The sequence below is a fragment of the Salmonella sp. 2020_1395 genome, assembly GCF_043848115.1.
Taxonomy (GTDB): Bacteria; Pseudomonadota; Gammaproteobacteria; order Enterobacterales; family Enterobacteriaceae; genus Salmonella; species Salmonella enterica.
This window is the reverse complement of record NZ_JBCMFH010000001.1, coordinates 380,685-398,011: the sequence shown is the minus strand read 5'-3', so window position 1 is coordinate 398,011 and position 17,327 is coordinate 380,685. Positions and strand designations below refer to the sequence as shown.

At 47.7% G+C, this 17,327-nt stretch carries 17 protein-coding genes; 13 read left to right on the top strand and 4 right to left on the bottom strand.

The features are described from left to right. Positions 1–12 precede the first annotated feature (12 nt). The 3 genes from ACH0WD_RS02090 to ACH0WD_RS02080 all read left to right on the top strand — a co-directional run bounded on the left by ACH0WD_RS02090 (position 13) and on the right by ACH0WD_RS02080 (position 4,032). On the top strand, positions 13–1,569 hold the full coding sequence (locus ACH0WD_RS02090) for a PhoPQ-activated pathogenicity-related family protein (protein ID WP_000476924.1): 1,557 nt from the start codon (positions 13–15) through the stop codon (positions 1,567–1,569). Positions 1,570–1,745: 176 nt separating this feature from the next. After that, positions 1,746–3,032: an MFS transporter gene (locus ACH0WD_RS02085; RefSeq protein WP_000824240.1), complete on the top strand. Its 1,287-nt coding sequence runs from the start codon at positions 1,746–1,748 to the stop codon at positions 3,030–3,032. Continuing rightward, the gene (locus ACH0WD_RS02080; RefSeq protein ID WP_000864936.1) at positions 3,007–4,032 is read left to right on the top strand and encodes a zinc-binding alcohol dehydrogenase family protein; all 1,026 of its coding nucleotides are present in this window, start codon (positions 3,007–3,009) and stop codon (positions 4,030–4,032) included. Before ACH0WD_RS02085 ends, ACH0WD_RS02080 begins: the two co-directional genes overlap by 26 nt. Positions 4,033–4,090: 58 nt before the next feature. On the opposite strand, the gene ACH0WD_RS02075 is transcribed toward ACH0WD_RS02080, so the two are convergent. Both ACH0WD_RS02075 and ACH0WD_RS02070 read right to left on the bottom strand, forming a co-directional pair. Continuing rightward, complete coding sequence (locus ACH0WD_RS02075) at positions 4,091–4,882, bottom strand: FadR/GntR family transcriptional regulator (RefSeq protein ID WP_001518759.1); 792 nt, start codon at positions 4,880–4,882, stop codon at positions 4,091–4,093. A 45-nt stretch (positions 4,883–4,927) separates the two neighbouring features. Then, positions 4,928–6,019 carry a choloylglycine hydrolase family protein gene (locus ACH0WD_RS02070; RefSeq protein WP_000981373.1) on the bottom strand — a complete coding sequence of 364 codons (1,092 nt, stop codon included), beginning with the start codon at positions 6,017–6,019 and terminating at the stop codon, positions 4,928–4,930. Between the two features lie 428 nt (positions 6,020–6,447). On the opposite strand from ACH0WD_RS02070, the gene ACH0WD_RS02065 reads away from it, so the two are divergent. Genes ACH0WD_RS02065 through hypA form a run of 9 tightly spaced genes read left to right on the top strand, consistent with a single transcriptional unit; the run spans position 6,448 to position 13,678 of the window. After that, the gene (locus ACH0WD_RS02065) at positions 6,448–7,551 is read left to right on the top strand and encodes a hydrogenase small subunit (protein WP_001194448.1); all 1,104 of its coding nucleotides are present in this window, start codon (positions 6,448–6,450) and stop codon (positions 7,549–7,551) included. A gap of 2 nt (positions 7,552–7,553) precedes the next feature. Beyond that, a complete protein-coding gene (locus ACH0WD_RS02060) occupies positions 7,554–9,356 on the top strand; it encodes a nickel-dependent hydrogenase large subunit (protein WP_172480764.1) in 1,803 nt (600 codons plus the stop codon). Then, positions 9,307–10,050, top strand: coding sequence for a Ni/Fe-hydrogenase, b-type cytochrome subunit (cybH, locus tag ACH0WD_RS02055; RefSeq protein ID WP_000924456.1), 744 nt, complete (start codon positions 9,307–9,309; stop codon positions 10,048–10,050). Before ACH0WD_RS02060 ends, cybH begins: the two co-directional genes overlap by 50 nt. A gap of 5 nt (positions 10,051–10,055) precedes the next feature. After that, a complete protein-coding gene (gene hybD / locus ACH0WD_RS02050; RefSeq protein WP_000852663.1) occupies positions 10,056–10,664 on the top strand; it encodes a HyaD/HybD family hydrogenase maturation endopeptidase in 609 nt (202 codons plus the stop codon). Further along, complete coding sequence (hypC, locus tag ACH0WD_RS02045) at positions 10,664–10,963, top strand: HypC/HybG/HupF family hydrogenase formation chaperone (RefSeq protein ID WP_000334910.1); 300 nt, start codon at positions 10,664–10,666, stop codon at positions 10,961–10,963. Before hybD ends, hypC begins: the two co-directional genes overlap by 1 nt. Continuing rightward, positions 10,960–11,370, top strand: a complete 411-nt coding sequence (locus ACH0WD_RS02040) for a hydrogenase (protein ID WP_000155990.1) — start codon at positions 10,960–10,962, stop codon at positions 11,368–11,370. The genes hypC and ACH0WD_RS02040 overlap by 4 nt, the downstream gene beginning before the upstream one ends. A 17-nt stretch (positions 11,371–11,387) precedes the next feature. Beyond that, positions 11,388–12,449: a hydrogenase expression/formation C-terminal domain-containing protein gene (locus tag ACH0WD_RS02035; RefSeq protein ID WP_001016753.1), complete on the top strand. Its 1,062-nt coding sequence runs from the start codon at positions 11,388–11,390 to the stop codon at positions 12,447–12,449. Continuing rightward, the gene (locus ACH0WD_RS02030) at positions 12,437–13,324 is read left to right on the top strand and encodes a hypothetical protein (RefSeq protein WP_001189398.1); all 888 of its coding nucleotides are present in this window, start codon (positions 12,437–12,439) and stop codon (positions 13,322–13,324) included. The genes ACH0WD_RS02035 and ACH0WD_RS02030 overlap by 13 nt, the downstream gene beginning before the upstream one ends. A 12-nt stretch (positions 13,325–13,336) precedes the next feature. Then, entirely contained in the window at positions 13,337–13,678 is a 342-nt protein-coding gene (gene hypA, locus ACH0WD_RS02025; protein WP_000544772.1) for a hydrogenase maturation nickel metallochaperone HypA, read from the top strand. Between the two features lie 140 nt (positions 13,679–13,818). Here hypA and ompC read toward each other — a convergent pair whose 3' ends face one another. Beyond that, entirely contained in the window at positions 13,819–14,937 is a 1,119-nt protein-coding gene (gene ompC / locus ACH0WD_RS02020) for a porin OmpC (RefSeq protein WP_000758336.1), read from the bottom strand. Positions 14,938–15,653: 716 nt separating this feature from the next. On the opposite strand from ompC, the gene ACH0WD_RS02015 reads away from it, so the two are divergent. Further along, on the top strand, positions 15,654–16,196 hold the full coding sequence (locus ACH0WD_RS02015) for a DUF4440 domain-containing protein (RefSeq protein ID WP_000513122.1): 543 nt from the start codon (positions 15,654–15,656) through the stop codon (positions 16,194–16,196). A gap of 55 nt (positions 16,197–16,251) precedes the next feature. Here the strand turns inward: ACH0WD_RS02015 and ACH0WD_RS02010 are convergent, their stop codons facing one another. After that, positions 16,252–17,166 (bottom strand): bestrophin family protein, encoded by a 915-nt coding sequence (locus tag ACH0WD_RS02010; RefSeq protein ID WP_001747629.1) that lies wholly within the window; start codon positions 17,164–17,166, stop codon positions 16,252–16,254. Positions 17,167–17,327: the final 161 nt, after the last annotated feature.

Here is a 17,327-nt window from a genome sequence, read left to right as displayed (position 1 = left end):
TACTTATATTGAATGTTTAAGAGGTATTTATGGAAATTATGCTGGCTGGCATTTGCCCTTGTAACGCGCGGGGAAAGCATGAAAAAAATATATCTCGTTGTTATCGTACTGTTTTTTATTTCTACAAAAGTTTATACACTACTTCATAACAACATCTTCTTTTGTCGAAACAGCCCGGAGTGTGATTTGTCTCATGTTCTCCCCGACTACCGGGAGCAGATTTCAGGCACACCGCTAAAATATACCTTGATTAGTACAGCTCCATTAGCACAGGTGGTAGTCAGACACTATGAATTATTATCGCAACACTGGTCGCCAGATGACATGGTAACCCCTGCGCAATGGCGACATAACGTTGATATTTATATCCCTGAAACGGCAAAAGAGCACCATGCTTTGGTGGTTGTAAACAACGGAATTAATTATGAAAAAGGCGTACAAATCTCCAGTAAACCCGGTGATTTCTCCCAGGAAACACTGGCAAGCATCGCCCGTGATACGAATACCATCGTAATATCAGTGAGTGATATACCTAACCAATATTTAACCTTTCAGGATGATAAAAAACCATTGAAAGAGGACGAGAGCGTTTCCCGAAGCTGGGCATTATTTATGGAAGCGCCGGAGCAACGTGAGTTAATGCCTTTAAATATTCCTATGGTCACTGCCATATCGCAAGCGATGAGATTAGCAAAAAAGGAGTTAACGCAATGGAATATAAATTCCTTTATCATTACAGGTATTTCAAAGCGTGGGTGGACCACCTGGTTGTCAGCTATTGCCGATCCTGATGTTGAAGCAATTGTTCCCTTCGCCATTGATCTACTTGATATTGATGCTTCACTTGAGCATATTTATCAATCATACGGTGGAAATTGGCCCATTACATTCTACCCCTACTACCAGCAAGGCATAGATGAGAAAATAAAATCCCCCACATTTACCCAGCTAAGGCAAATAATAGATCCGCTAAGATATCTCAACACTATTTATCAACCCCGCCTTGCAATACCGAAATATATTATTAATGCAAGTGGCGATGATTTTTTCGTACCAGACAATACTCGCTTTTATTATAGCAAACTTCCTGGCGTAAAATCATTACGTATAGTGCCTAATATGAACCACTACTCAATTAACCAGTTCGCTGAAGAAAGCCTCGTTCCATTTATTAATAGGTTTCAAAGTAAAAAAACATTACCACAGTTGATCGGCCTTATTCACCACCATCTTCTTACGGTCTATTTCTCAGAAGCGCCGGTAAAAGTCGTTCGCTGGACAGCCAACAATCCAAATGCGCGTGATTTCCGTTATGCCTGTGGCATCCGCTATCAGCCGCTTACAATAGATATTCCCGCCAACAATAAGATCAGTATTACGTTAAATGAACCGAAGACAGGTTGGGAAGCTACCTATATCGAAGCCACTTTTAATGATGGCTATGTCGCCACGAGTCAGGTTTATATTACGCCCGATGAAAAATACCCACAGACAGCGCCACCTTCCGTTAACGCCGCATGTCAAACGTTACCGGGGCGTGGATTAGGGGAAAACGATAGCCCCGATTGAATTTTCTAGTAATTGTCTGATTTTAAATAATTTTATCCATCACGCTTGCGATGGATAAAAATCCTCTGCGATAAATTTTTGTTATATTGATCACGTTCTAACCACAAGAGAGGTGATTTGAAAATAACCTTAAAATATTGTGGTCAGGCCGCTAGACCACAATAAGAGGATTAATCATGAAAAGAAAAACAATGGGATGGCTTATCGTTTTTCTTCTATTTATAGTTTACATGCTCAACTATATGGATCGTTCAGCATTGTCGATAACTGCCCCCTTGATCGAAAAGGAGTTAGGATTTAACGCCGCGGAGATGGGGATGATCTTCAGCGCGTTTTTTATCGGATACGCCCTGTTTAATTTTATTGGTGGCTGGGCCAGCGATAAAGTTGGGCCAAAAACGGTTTTTCTCATCGCAGCGTTACTATGGTCTGTATTTTGTGGCTTAACTGGTTTAGTCACCGGATTGTGGACAATGCTTATCGTGCGCGTTCTTTTCGGTATGGCTGAAGGGCCGGTCAGCGCTGCCGGAAATAAAATCATCAATAACTGGATTTCCCGAAAGGAGTCTGCCACGGCGATCGGAATTTTTAGCGCCGGTTCCCCGCTCGGCGGCGCGGTGTCCGGGCCGATTGTGGGCCTGTTGGCGTTATCCTTAGGCTGGCGCCCCGCATTTGGCATTATTTTCTTATTTGGCCTGGTCTGGGTACTACTGTGGTACTTTATCGTTAGCGATAAGCCAACAATGAGTAAACGCCTGGCGCCGGAAGAACGCATTGATTTTGAAAATCATGAGGACGTTATTTTATCTGATGATGGCCGGGCTACGCCTTCACTCGGCTATTACATGAAACAACCAATGGTATGGGCAACAACTCTGGCTTTTTTCAGCTACAACTATATTCTTTTTTTCTTCCTGACCTGGTTCCCAAGTTACCTGAACCATTCGTTACATCTCGATATTAAAGAAATTAGTATCGCCACGGTAATTCCCTGGGTCATCGGCGCCATTGGTATGGTGCTCGGCGGCGTCTGTTCTGATGTAATTTATCGGATTACCGGTAATGCTCTGCTCTCACGTCGACTTATTCTGGGCGTATGTCTGGCAGGCGCGGCGGTATGTGTTGCCGTTTCCGGTACTGTTAGCACTATCGGCAGCGCAATTACGCTCATGTCAGTTTCACTCTTCCTGCTCTATTTAACGGGCCCAATTTATTGGGCGGTTATTCAGGATGTTGTTCATAAAGATAAGGTAGGGAGCGTCGGCGGAGCCATGCATGGCCTGGCTAATATATCCGGCATTATCGGCCCGCTTGTCACCGGTTTTATCGTTCAATTTAGCGGTAAATATGACTATGCGTTCTATCTGGCTGGTGCTATCGCTATCGTTTCAAGCCTGTTGGTCTTCGTGTTTGTAAAAAGTAAAGGATTCAAAGCCAATGAAAGTCAAAGCTGTGTTCATTAATAAGCCTGGTGAAGTTGAAACCCGCTGGGTGGATTATCCCCATAAGAAAGAAAATGAAGTATTAATTAAGGTTGATGCTGCAGGCATTTGCGGATCGGATATCGGGGCTTTTCGTGGAACGAACCCACTGGTTACTTACCCAAGAATTATTGGGCATGAAGTGACCGGAATTGTTCTTCAGGAAGGTACCGGAATGCCGGGCAATATTAAAAAAGGCGACCGCGTGATTGTTGACCCCTATATTTATTGTGGTCACTGCTACCCTTGCTCTGTCGGCAGAACTAATTGTTGTGAAAATTTAAACGTCATTGGCGTGCATGTCGATGGCGCAATGCAGGAGGTGGTTACTCATCCCGCACATTTAATTCATAAAATACCAGATAATGTGCCTTCTGAAATGGCGCCGCTGGCAGAACCGCTGACCATCGCTCTGCACGCGCTGCATCGGGCAAACGTTAAGGCCGGGGAATATGTTGCCATCATCGGCGCGGGGGCCATTGGTCTTATGGCGGCATTAAGCGCGCGTCATTACAAGGCAACGCCTATTCTGATCGATATTGTGGAAGAAAGGTTACGCTATGCGCAAAAGCTTGGCGTTCCTTATGTACTGAACGCCGCTGACGATCAGGTTATCGACGCTATTAAAAATATCACCCACGGCACCATGGCGCAGGTCGTGATAGAAGCCTCCGGCGCAAATAGCGCTATTCGAAATACGCTTGATTTAGCATCGTTTGCTGGTCGTATTTCGTTTACCGGATGGCCAAAACAGGAAACGTCGCTGCCGACGAACCTGATCACCTACAAAGAACTGGATTTACGCGGTTCCCGCACCAGTGCCGGTGAATTTGATGAGGCATTACGTATGCTGTCTACGCTGGAGATTAATCCGCAAGATGTTGTCAGTAAGGTCGTCAATCTTGATGAGATCCCTGATGCAGTTAAAGAACTTGATCGCTATCCGGAGCGCTACTTAAAGATTAATGCTGTTTTCCATTGAGTTACGGCAAGCTCCACCGCATGGCATGACCGCCATGCGGTGTTATTCATCGACAAAATTAGCCGCCGACAATCTTTCTCACATAGCGTAAATGTTCCAGAGATCCCTCATAGGCGCTGTCAGCATCAGACTGGCGCATCGCATCCACTATCGCTTTATGTTGTTTGTTGAGATTAAGTAAAACATTTCTGTCTCCAGACTGCTCATCAAGCCCGGCATAAGGGATATTAATCCGTTGTTCCCATAACATACGGGACATATCGAACAACACCCGGTTACGGCTGGCCTCAGAGATCGCAAGGTGAAACTCTTTATCCAGCGAGTAAAAGCCGTGGACGTTATTATCGTTAATGGCTTGATCCATACGATGATAAATCGCCTCTATTTGATTGATGACGTCAACGTTATCGTTTTGTGCGGCTAAGCGCGCACAATGGCTATCGACCAGCTCGCGAGTAGAGAGAATTTCTTCGATGGTATAGTCGCTGGCAAGGTGTTTTTTATCTGAAACGATAACCCCATTACCGGACTGAATCACGATCCATCCGGAGATCTCCAGTACAATAAGGGCTTCTCGCAAGGAGGCGCGGCTCACGCCAAGCTGTTTTGCCAGTTCGCGTTCTGGCGGTAAAAAAGTTCCCGGTGGAAAAATATTATCATTGATCAGCTTAATGATGAGGTTGGCTATCTTCTGATAGAGCCTCTCCTGCCTGACCTCAGGTATAACCATGCGCCCTCCAATCCATATCCAGGGGATTTTGAATGGATTTAGCATACCATCCTGGCGCTGGTGATCGTGATAATTAATTACCGTGCATGATAAAGAGAAGCAACCGCCGGTAGTCTCCATTACCTTCGCCGAGACTACCGGAGAAACTAAACCGAGATGAGCGGTTTATCCTTTGACGTTGATTTTCTCGAACACGGGCGCTGTCGCGTTCTTAAACTGAGAAAGAGACCAGGTTTTATAGTTGATATCATTGTAGCCGCGCACCATCATCTCACCGTGCGTTAAGTCAGATAGCGTTGTCCAGACCGTATATTCTGAGACCGGTTTGCGGGTGGCGTTGCCTTCCCCTTCACTCCCCATATAATCAACCGTAATATTTTTCGGACGATCGAAACGGCTCATAATATGCGCAAGCGTATTCATTGCATCGTGGGCAGATGTCGCTTGCGGCGCATATGTGGTGTAATAAACGCCGCGTATAAAACGGGAAACCGACGTATCGGACGATGGCAAGTCTGCAATAGCAATCCCGCTATCAGGCTGCATCACTTTTATCCCGCCCAGTGTGCCTGAAGAGCGGTCCACATTGGTTAATTGCGTATAATTATTCAGATTTGTCAGATGCCAGGGGAATGCGGGACCATTTGTCATCACGCGAGTGGGATTGTCATAGACATGGAATTTGCCATTTTCCACTTCAACGACAATGCTTCCTCCTTTCTTGTCGTAAAACGCGTAATGAAATGGCGATTTCAGATCGCCAAACCGATGCAGTTCCGGTGACCAGAATTTGCCCTCTTTTATTGCCTGTTTTACCTCGCCGACAGTAGCAAAACGGGCCAGCGCCCATTCTCCCAACGAGGTGACAGGAATTGCCTGTTTATATTCACTCGCGGGCAATGGCGGCAACTGCGCATTCATGATCATGTTTTCACTAAATGACAATCCCGCGCTATTCATGCCTTCAAGTATGTCTCTGCTATCGCCATCAGTAATGGTGGAAGTAATGGCCAGTATCGGATACTTCGCCTGATAGCTTATCCCCTGGCTGCCATCCGGCGTTTTTTTATCAAACTGTGTTCCCGCCGGATAATACGTTAACCATGAGGGTAAATCCTGCATATATTCCAGCGTACGTCCATGAAAAATATCGCCTTGTTTATCCTGAATGGCAAGGGTTGTGCAGGCCTGTGCAGCCAGGGCGTATGAAAACAGCGCCGGAGCGATAAATAACATTGTTTTACTTTTGTTCATCATGCTCTCCTTGTTTGTAAAATGGATTGGATGAATATATTAAATTAAACCTATCAATGGTTATGCGGCACGTAATTAATTGTGATCTTATTTTACAAGCTAATAAATTTAACTGACGGGTTTAAAGGAGAGTTAAACACAGCGAACTAACATGAAAACGCGTTATCCGTGTGACCATTTAAAAAAATCCCATCATGTTATAAATAAAAAACACGGTTTCTTATCAACATTAAGAGATATCTTCACAACGCTATATTTACTCCACATCACCAATAACATTAAATTAATTTATGTTTTTGAGTAATGTGAGTAGCACACATGTAATCAGTTGTTACGAATTAGAAACATAATTGCTACTAAAACACGTTGAGAAAGACAAGAAATGCAACATATGATGCCCACACTAACTATAGTGGTTTGGGATAAACGTTATGCAAACACAAGATACATTTTATCAAGTTATGCGTAGACACGGCGTGACAAGGCGTAGCTTCCTCAAGTTTTGCAGCCTTACCGCAACGTCTTTAGGCCTGAGCAGTTCGATGATTCCTCAGATAGCTTATGCCCTGGAGAATAAACCGCGTACGCCAGTGATATGGCTGCATGGTCTTGAATGTACCTGCTGTACCGAATCTTTCATTCGCTCTGCGCACCCGTTGGCAAAAGATGCCATTTTGTCGCTCATTTCCCTGGATTATGACGACACCATTATGGCCGCCGCAGGGCAACAAGCCGAGCAGGCGTTGGCGGATGTGATGCGTGAGTACAAAGGAAATTATATCGTTGCCGTGGAAGGTAACGCGCCGCTGAATGAAGATGGGATGTTTTGCATATTGGCTGGCGAGCCGTTCCTGGAGAAGTTAAAACGCGTCAGCGCGGATGCTAAAGCGATTATCGCCTGGGGGTCCTGCGCATCATGGGGCTGCGTGCAGGCAGCCCGTCCCAACCCAACTAAAGCCACGCCGGTTCACAAATTAATTACCGATAAACCCATTATTAAAGTGCCAGGCTGCCCGCCTATACCTGAAGTGATGTCCGCCGTTATCACCTATATGCTGGCATTTGATCGCATCCCTCCCCTTGATCGTCTTGGACGACCAAAAATGTTTTATGGCCAGCGAATTCATGACAAATGCTACCGACGCGCGCATTTCGATGCCGGTCAGTTTGTGGAAGCGTGGGATGACGAAGGCGCCAGAAAAGGGTATTGCCTGTACAAGATGGGCTGTAAAGGCCCGACCACCTATAACGCCTGTTCAACCGTTCGCTGGAATGATGGCGTGTCTTTTCCTATCCAGTCGGGTCATGGATGCCTCGGATGTTCGGAAGATGGATTCTGGGATTACGGTTCTTTTTACAGCCGGGCAACGGGCATTCCGCAAACCGGCATTGAGGCGACCGCCGATAAAATCGGACTGGGCGTTGCCGGCGTTGCGGGCGCTGCCGCCATCGCTCACGCCACGGTGAGCGCCATAAAACACGCCCGTAATAAAAACAACACGTCATCAGAAAACGCTCCGGAAGAGAAAAAATAATTATGGCATATCCTTATCAGACTCAGGGTTTTACGCTGGACAATAGCGGACGGCGAATTGTGGTCGATCCGGTTACTCGCATCGAAGGGCATATGCGCTGCGAAGTGAATATCGACAGTAATAATGTCATTACTAACGCTGTGTCGACCGGCACCATGTGGCGCGGCCTGGAGGTTATCCTGAAAGGTCGCGATCCGCGAGACGCCTGGGCATTCGTTGAACGCATTTGCGGCGTCTGCACCGGTACACACGCTCTGACCTCAATCTGTGCCGTAGAAAATGCGCTGGGAATCGCGATTCCGGACAACGCAAACTGTATCCGTAATATGATGCAGGCTACGCTACACGTTCACGATCACCTGGTGCATTTTTATCATCTGCACGCGCTGGACTGGGTTGATGTGGTTGCGGCCCTGAAAGCCGACCCGCATCAGACCTCCGCCATCGCGCAAAGCCTTTCCGCATGGCCGCTATCCTCGCCGGGATATTTCCGCGATTTGCAAAATCGACTGAAGCGGTTTATCGAGTCCGGTCAACTTGGCCCTTTCCGTAATGGCTACTGGGGACACCCGTCGATGAAACTTCCGCCGGAAGCCAATTTGCTGGCGGTCGCCCACTATCTTGAAGCGCTCGATTTTCAAAAAGAGATCGTAAAAATTCACACCGTTTTCGGTGGTAAAAACCCGCACCCTAACTGGCTGGTGGGCGGCGTTCCTTGCGCCATCAACCTTGACGAAACGGGCGCGGTCGGCGCAGTGAATATGGAACGCCTGAACCTTGTCAGTTCCATCATCCAAAAAGCTCGCCAGTTCTGCGAACAGGTTTATCTTCCGGACGTCTTGCTGATTGCCAGTTATTACAAAGACTGGGCAAAAATCGGCGGCGGGTTATCGAGCATGAACCTGCTGGCTTATGGCGAGTTTCCGGATAACCCTAACGATTATTCCGCCAGTAATCTTCTGCTTCCGCGTGGGGCTATCATTAACGGTCGTTTCGACGAAATTCATCCTGTCGATTTAACCGCCCCCGATGAGATTCAGGAGTTTGTCACTCACTCCTGGTATACCTATGGTAACGGCAATAACGATAAGGGCCTGCATCCCTGGGATGGTCTGACCGAACCGCAACTGGTCATGGGCGAACACTATAAAGGCACAAAAACTTTTATCGAACAGGTGGATGAGTCCGCTAAATATTCATGGATTAAATCGCCGCGCTGGAAGGGACATGCGATGGAGGTAGGTCCGCTGGCGCGTTATCTGATTGGATATCATCAAAATAAACCGGAATTTAAAGAACCCGTGGATCAACTGCTTAGTGTATTAAAGCTGCCTAAAGAAGCGCTCTTTTCTACATTAGGACGTACTGCCGCGCGTGCGCTGGAATCCGTATGGGCAGGCAATACGCTGCAATATTTCTTCGATCGTCTGATGCGTAACCTCAAGTCCGGCGATACGGCGACGGCAAACGTCACGCTCTGGGAACCCGATACCTGGCCTACATCGGCAAAAGGCGTAGGTTTCAGCGAGGCGCCGCGCGGCGCGCTGGGGCACTGGATAAAAATTGAAAATCAGAAAATCGACAGCTATCAGTGTGTGGTACCGACAACCTGGAATGCCGGACCACGTGACGATAAAGGTCAAATTGGCGCGTACGAAGCGGCGTTAATGGGGACTAAACTCGCCGTTCCCGATCAACCATTGGAGATTTTACGTACTCTGCACAGCTTCGATCCCTGCCTGGCCTGCTCCACCCATGTTATTGATAATCATGGAGGGGAGCTGGTCAGGGTTCAGGTACGATGACGACGATTCGGAGGTCTCAATGCATCTCAAAGAAATAACCAGCCAGGGGTACTATATCTATGAAGCGCCGGTCCGTTTATGGCACTGGATCACGGCGTTATCCATTGTCGTCCTGGCTGTTACAGGATATTTCATTGGCCGCCCCCTGCCATCGATTCAAGGTGAAGCGACCTTTATGTTTTGGATGGGCTGGATACGACTGATCCATTTTACCACGGCGTATATTTTTACTGTCGCGCTGCTGTTTCGTATTTACTGGGCATGTGTCGGCAATGAGTACGCCAGGGAGATGTTTCTGGTTCCGTTCTGGCGCCGCGCCTGGCGCAAAGGCGTTATCAGCGAAATCCGCTGGTATTTTTTCCTCGAAAAAGAGGCCCATCGTTACTATGGACATAATCCGGTAGCGGGACTGGCGGTAATGTTCTATTTCTGGATGTCCGTACTGATGGTGTGTAGCGGCTTTGCGCTCTATGGCGAAGGGCTTGGAACAGACAGTTGGGCGTATCAATGGTTTGGCTGGATGATTCGCCTGACTGGCAACGATAGCCTCGCGCTACATTTCTGGCACCGGCTGGGCATGTGGTTCATTATCGCCTTCGTCATTGCGCATGTTTATACCGCTATCCGTGAAGACATTATGAGCCGACAAAGCGTGATTTCCGTCATGATAAGCGGCTGGCGCTGGTTCAGGTGATAACAATGGCAGAAGTAACGATCTTAGGGCTTGGCAACCTGCTTTGGGCAGATGAAGGGTTTGGCGTCAGAGCGGCGGAAAAGCTGTTTGAACAGTATGCCGATAACGAGAAAGTTGACGTTGTTGATGGCGGTACGCAGGGGCTGGCACTGCTGCCCTGGCTGCAACAGACCGAAAAACTGTTAATCATGGATGCTATCGATTTTGGTATGGCGCCAGGTTCGCTGGCGATGTTTCGTGATGAACAGGTTCCCGCCTATCTGACGGCGAAAAAACTCAGTTTACATCAGACCAGTTTTTCTGAAGTGCTGGCATTGCTGCAATTAACCGGCGGCCAGTTATCGGAGATTGTGCTGATTGGCGTGCAGCCGGAATGTCTGGATGACTATGGCGGGAGTCTTACGCCGCAGGTAAAGGCGCAACTGATGCCTGCGGTCTGTCTCGCGCAGGAAGTGCTGGCGCAATGGGGTATCACCGCCTCTTCAGCGGCCTTGCCCACTGAAAGACTCAATCATTACAGCCTGTGTATGGAACGCTACGAAGATGAACGGCCAGATGCGCAAAGCGCTTGCCGGGTCGGCGATATTCGGGTGCTACAGAGAGAGAAATCATAATGTGTATCGGCGTTCCTGTGCAGGTTATTTCACCCGGTCAGTGGTTCGCCAAATGCCGCGACCGACACGGCGAGCTTATCGACGTTGATATTCGGCTTGTGGCTCCCCCCTTAGCAGGCGCATGGCTGCTGACATTTGGCGGCGCAGCACGACGAGAAATGGACGAAACGGAAGCCGTTGAGGTACTGGCGGCGCTGGACTCGCTGGAACAGGCCATGCTCACGCAAAGCGATCCGCTGACCGGTTTTGCCGATTTATTGTCTCGCACGCCTGAATTACCGGAGCATTTAAAAAAATGACTATCTCACCCCAAAATTCTGTTTGTCCACTGGCGGATAAAGGCTTTCTGGTTACCGATGCACAAACGCTCCCGTCGTTGATTAATGCGCATCCGACTGTGCTGGTTTTGCTGCAAAGCGACCCCAACAAACATCCGGAAGTCGCCGACAGTTGGGTCATTATCCCGGAGATCCTCAAGCAATTTCCGGCGACGTCTTATACCGCGGCATTTGCGGATAGCGAACAGAGTGAACTGATCGCCCGGGAGTATCGCATTCTGAAATATCCGGCGCTGCTTTTCTTTCGCCAGCACCGTTTTGTCGGCAGTCTGGCGGGATTATATAGCTGGCAAGAATACTCTCAGCGGGTGGCCGCATTGCTGACCACACCGGGCTATCGTCAGGATATTCCCGTTATCACGCAATAGAATGAAAGGTAACACACGTGAATCATTCCAGAACTATTCCAGTCGTTAATATTGCCGGACCAGGCTCGCAGCCAGAAGAGGAAGACTTTAACTTTCTTCCTATCCCCGCCGGCATTAATCTCCCACTGACGCCGGTTTTACCGGAACAGGCGCTGCCCGCTGAGCTTCGTGTTGCCAGACACATCCTGACTACGCTTATTCGCGATATGAATAACCCGGTGGCAACGCTCCCCTTTCCCCTGAGCTATAAGCTGAATGCCACTGAGCAACAGAATAGCGGTTTGTTGGATCAACTGCTCGGCGAAGGTGAAATATCCGCCCGGGTACTATTACCCGATGGAAAAGAACAGCGTATTCAGGAGACGGTTTTTACGGGCGTCTGGCGTGTGCGTGAATATAACGCTGACCAGCAACGGGTTGCCGATGAAATTATCATTGGCCCGATCCCGGAGAGCATCTGGCAGACGCATCCGCAGCCGCCGATTACACCAGAATTGCCGCCACAACCGGCGGGATTGATGAATGGCGCCTTTATCGCGCATGAAATAGCCGAGCGCGTAAACCAGCCGGTAAAAGAGCCGCATATCATTAACTTAACGCTGTTGCCAGTAAACGATGCCGATCGCGAGTATCTGGATCATTTTTTAGGCGAAGGCTGTAGCGCTATTTTTTCACGCGGATATGGTAAATGCCGGATTGTAAGCACGCATTTTCCCGGCGTATGGCGGGTCAATTATTTCAATGATATGAACACATTACTGCAAGATATGATTGAGATAGCGGACATTCCTGATATCGCCGTTGCAGGCATCGACGATATCGAAGATGCCTACGCGGGGCTAAAAAATACGTTGGAATGGTTGAAAGAATACCCGGCCACAGAAAATGAGCCAGTGGTGCGCATGGAGTGCAAAGTATGTTGGTGGGTTTACGACCCTGCGCTGGGCGATGATGTATGGCAAATTCCACCCGGCGTGCCCTTCAGCCAGTTACCTGATTACTGGTGCTGTCCGGTTTGCGAAACCAGTAAGTCCGGGTTTATGGTGATCGATGAAGGTAATAATTCGTGCAAAGATTGACCGTCTATTCTCACCCGCTACGGATTATCTGGCAGGAGGCGCCGATCGGTCGTTTGTTACAGGGCGCAACGCCGGTATACGCGAAGACGCTTATTTCACGTTTGTTTACGTTGTGCGCTCAGGCACACAGCGCAGCGGCGGCTTTACTGTTGTTTCCTGAAGAGAAGCCAGATATGCAGGCCGCACAACAAGAGCTGGCGCGAGAAACGCTCCGTCGCGCGTTGACCGACTGGCTCCCCCTGTTTAGCCACCGACAGGCAACCGCTGAAGAATGGGCGTTGTTACGTCGCGGAGAGTTATCCCCGCTGGCAAGCACAATCTTTTTTGACGATGATCCTCAGACCTGGCTTGCCGGTGGCGTAAAGGGCTGGGAAGCCTGGTTTTTGCAAGAGCGTTCTGAAACCGCCCGCTGGCTGGCGGCAGTACAGAATATCATTACACCAACACTACCGATGGCGTCGTCCCCGGACCATACGTTAATAACCCCTGGTCCCCTGGATGTCTCGCCTCTGGCTATCGAATATCCGCTACTGTCAGCCTGTTGTCTTAGCGGAAAAACGACTGCGCTACGTCTGCTGGCCCGCTGCATTACGCTCGCCCGAAGTTTGAGCGCCCTTCCTACCCTGCGCTGGAATCGTTTTGATGATGGCGAATGGAAAATAGCGGTAGTGGAAACCGCGCGAGGATGGTTAGTTCATCAGGCCAGACTGACGACGTCAGGCAATATTCTTGATTACCGTATTATCTCGCCTACCACACGTCACGCCCAATCTGACGGCGTCATTGCTCGCGAACTGGCCACTATTCCACTCTCATTGTGGTCGCAACAGTTACAGGTAATTGATCCTTGTGTCGCCGTAAATATTGTTGAATGAAGGAGCTGGCCCATGCATGAATTAGCCCTGGCGCAAAATATTATCGAATTGCTGGAGGAACAGGCAGTAAATCACCAGTTCAGCAAGGTAAAGCAAGTCTGGCTGGAGATTGGCGTTATGGCCTGTGTTGAGGTGCCGGCGCTGCATTTTGGCCTGGATGTCGCCGCTCGTCATACCCTTGCTGACAATGCGCGTTTCCACATTACTATCGCACCGGCGCAAGGTTGGTGTCTGTCCTGTAATCAACCCTTTACCTCTCAAACATCCACACTCTGTTGTCCCTTTTGTCATTCAGGCAAAGTGCAGATAGATGACAGTAGCAGAATGCGCATTCGGGAGATCGAAGTCGAATAGTCAACGAATAGTCAATAAAAAAGGACGCCAGAAGCGTCCTGAAATAATAAAAGAATAAATTAACAATAATAAAGGTTAAGCAGTGACACAGTTTTGGGAAAAGGAGGGTATCCCTAAACTGTCTTAATCAGCAAGTTTTATCAAAACTCGTAGACTAAGCCGAGCGCCACGGTGTTGTCTGTATTAGGATTCGATGGGTTGCCATCTTTTAGCAGATTGATTTTGTAGTCAACATACGCGGACATATTTTTATTGAAGTAGTAATAGGAACCCACATCAATATATTTCACAAGGTCGAACGAACCCAGTCCATTAACATCATTGGCTCTGGATTGCAGGAACGCCAGTGACGGGCGTAAGCCATTATCAAATTGATATTGCCCTACCATTTCCCAGTTATCGGTTTTATGTGCAAAGCCGCCCAATGTATCGCCCATATAGGTCATATCATAAGTACGGGTATAGTTTGCCGCCAGGTAAATATTATTGGCATCATACTTCACGCCGCCAGTCCAGGCTTCAGCGCGGTCACCATTGTCGTATTTATCTTGCGTCATCTGATCAAGCGTGCGTTTGGAACTGGTATAGGCTGCCCCCAGGCTCACCCCCATGCCCAAATCATATGTCGCTGATGCCCCGAAACCATCGCCATTCTGGTACGCGATACTTTTTCTGGCATTATTACTTAAAGGATCACCTTCTTTCGACAGGCCGTCATTTTTACCCTGATACTGCAACGCAATATTCAGACCATCAACCAGACCAAAGAAATCATTATTGCGATAAGTCAGAACGCCATTCGCGCGTCCGGTCATAAAATTATCGGAAGCTTCATACGAATCATTACCAAATTCAGGCAGTACGTCAGTCCATGAACCAATGTCGTATAACACGCCATAGTTACGACCATAATCAACAGACCCCATATCGGCAAATGCCAAACCAGCAAAACCGAGACGCGTCCAGCTTTGCGGGGAACCGCTGGAGTCACCATCTTCCGGACGATTGGCGTTGACCTGATACTCCCACTGTCCAAAACCGGTTAGTTGATCGGTAATTTGAGTCTCGCCTTTAATACCCATACGGATATAAGATTGATCGCCATCCGTACTATGATTACTGGAAAAATAATGCAGGCCGTCGACCTTGCCATACAAATCCAGTTTATTGCCATCCTTGTTATAGATTTCTGCTGCGTTGGCGGCTCCAGCCATCATTACGGCTGCGGCTACCGCAGATAACACCACTACTTTTTTCATTTTATATGCCTTATTTGTCTTATTTTTGGACTTTCCGCAAAACCTGCTCGCGGAACTGTCCAGGACAATATCACTAACAATTACCGCGCGTTAAGTTTCAAAGTGTAATATTAGCTTGCTATGTATTAGTGATGTTAAAATGCAAGTTAAGCATAGCTACATCAATGATATGCCCTGTTTTCTGCTGTAATAACAAGGAGATTACCAGTAGAGAACTGGCTTGCGGTCGGGGATGCCAGGGCGAGAATGGCACTGAACACTCGGCTGACATTCGTTAAGACGGAATCATAATCAAGTCAGTTGAGACCACAGCCCTTCTTATTTTTGTGTATAATTTGTTACGTTTACATTTATTTTTAAATTAGCGTTATGAAAATATCAGTACTACTGAAATAGCACTTCTTCGCTTCGTGTATTTTTACTATGGTTAATTATCACATAGCGCAAACGGTCATTTGTGTATCACTATTCATAAGATTAACTATTTACCAGTGGTAATAAATATAAAAATAAGTCAAAGGACAACAACAATACTGAAACTCTAAATGTTGATATTTTGAGTCATGCCGTTACAAACAAATACGATATTCTTAATTGCACTACTCCCTTTTCGGGGTAATTTTATAGAAGGATGTTTTTTATTGTTCGTGAGCCATGCTCCTTTAGTATAAAGGTGAACGTAACAGGAAAGATAAAGCGTCTCAAAAACAGACCATATGGGTATAACTATTATGCAAAAAACGTCACTATTGTTTTCGGCCGCCGCGATAACGTTAACTCTGATGGCGTCATCGGCATCAGCGGCAACGCCAACCGCCGCACAAAATGAAGCTACGTCGACCGTTAAACAAGAAATTACAGAAGGTATTAACCGCTACCTTTATTCAATAGATAAGGCAGACCCAACGTTAGGCAAGCAGCTCTTTTATGTTTCACCGGAAACCAGTTTTATTCATCCACGCGGTCACGAACGCGGATGGTCGCAGATCGCTGAAAATTTTTATGGCACCACTATGGGTAAAACCTTCAGCAAACGCACATTAAAACTGGACGCTCCCCCTGCTATTCATGTGTATGGCAATGCCGCCGTTGCAGAGTTCGACTGGCATTTTACCGCGGTACGCCGTGATAATGGGCAGACTCAACACACTACAGGCCGCGAAAGCCAGGTGTGGGCGAAGATACCAAACACAGGATGGCGAATCGTTCATGTCCACTACTCCGGTCCAGCCAAAACCGGCGTTGGAGAAGGCTATTAAGCTTTGCTCTTCAGGTTATGGCGCAGATGAACATTCTGCGCCAGTTAAGTCGAGCTCAGGTCAGTTGATAGCGTTTATCCGGTATCCGTTTTGCCGGAATATCCCTTTCATCATTCATTTGCAGTAAATCGATTTCTATCGCATTGCATATCGCATCCAGCGGTAAATCATTATTTTCAGTACCGAACGGATCTTCCAACTCTTCTGCTAACGCATCCAGCGCGATAAACGTATAAGAAATCAGCACCGAAATAAACGGCGTCATATAGTGCAGATCAACCACCAGTGCAAATGGCAACATAATGCAGAAAAGATAAACCGTACGATGCAAAATTAACGTATAGGCAAAAGGCACCGGCGTGTTGGCGATGCGTTCACAGCCGGCCAACACTGACGACATATCATTTAAGCGGTTGTTGAGGCTATGAAATAAAATATCGGAAAGCTTTCCGCTGCGGCGGCGAATCGCCAGCCACTCTCCCATCAGCAATAAGATACGGTTAGCGGGGGAATGGGAAGCGACAACTTTCTGTAACGTGTCCTGGTCAAGATAGTTGCCCAAAACTTGCGCCTGAGGCTGTCGACGCAATGTCATGCGCAAACAGTGGGCAAAAGCGATTTGTAACCGAACAAAATCCTCGATACCGCGTTCATCAGGCAAGGTTGTTTTCACCTCTCGCAGTATTGAGCGTGAAGCGATCATCAACTGCCCCCACAAATGTCGCGCTTCGACGTAACGCGCATAACAGGCATTATTGCGAAACCCAAGAAAAATGGCGATAGCGACGCCCAGTATGCTAAACGGCGCAAGGGTAAACTTAATACCCAGCATTGTGTACCAGGGCAGCATGATAATAACGGCGATAGAAAGAAGAAAGTTAAGGAGCAGTCGTGAAAAGATTTTAGATAACACGGAACCATGCCAGACAAATATCAGGCGAATCCAGTGCTGTTGTGGTCTAACGATCATGATTATCTTCAGCAGGTAAAAAAGCACTGTCATTAAACGTGATCCAGATCAAGGTTGCAAGCTTCTGGTGATACACGGATCCCCTGCCCTGTAGAACATTTTTTTGCACAGTGCTGACAGGCGTTGAAAAAAAACAACCAAATGCATGTTGTAACTAAAAA